The 753-nt window shown below is 41.2% G+C and carries 1 pseudogene; it reads left to right on the top strand.

Annotation, left to right across the window (positions count from 1 at the left end):
* A pseudogene (locus tag FLS47_RS18190) lies at positions 1–753 on the top strand (DUF6443 domain-containing protein); the annotation flags it as partial.

Genomic DNA, 753 nt, shown 5'->3' with positions numbered 1-753 from the left:
CAACGTTCCAAAACGGTTAAAGAATGGAGTTACAGCAAGTACGATGCCTTTGGAAGGGTGGCGGAGACGGGTATTTATACCAATAACTCATTAACCACTCAGGACTCGGCCCAAACAGCAGTTAATGCTGTTGTCCAATATTGGGAGACTAGAGGGCAATCGCTGAATTACAGTAATGTAGCTTTTCCCACTAGCTCTAAAATTCCTTTATTAATCAACTATTATGATAATTATAGCTTTGATGGTGCAACCACACTTCCTGAAGTGGGTATCAGCAAATCCGATAAAGTTAAAACATTACTGACAGGCACAAAAGTATTCAAAGACGACGGGAGTGCTCCATTACTAACTGTTAATTATTACGACGATAGAGCCCGGCTGATTCAATCGGCTAGTCAAAACCATCTAAATACAAGCACACCTGGCACAGACTATGTTACCAATACGTATTCTTTTGTAGGGGAACTCTTAACCAGTAAGCGTGAACACAAAGCCTCTGCAAGTGGGGCTGTGACGACACTGTTTACCAAGAATGAATACGATCACGTAGGAAGGCTCAAGGATGTAAAGCACAAAGTAAATGCTCAGGATACCGTCATTATAGCACGTCATGAGTACAATGAAATAGGACAGTTGAAAACTAAAAGGCAGCATCTTGAAAAAAATCAAACTGTCTTTATCAACAATACCGACTATACCTACAACGAACGAGGCTGGTCTACGAAAGCCGTATCGCCATATTTTACCTATGAG

Origin of the sequence: Sphingobacterium cavernae, from assembly GCF_008520265.1 — a bacterium.
Taxonomy (GTDB): domain Bacteria; phylum Bacteroidota; class Bacteroidia; order Sphingobacteriales; family Sphingobacteriaceae; genus Sphingobacterium; species Sphingobacterium cavernae.
The sequence above is the reverse complement of the archived record's forward strand: the minus strand, read 5'-3'. Positions and strand labels throughout refer to the sequence as shown.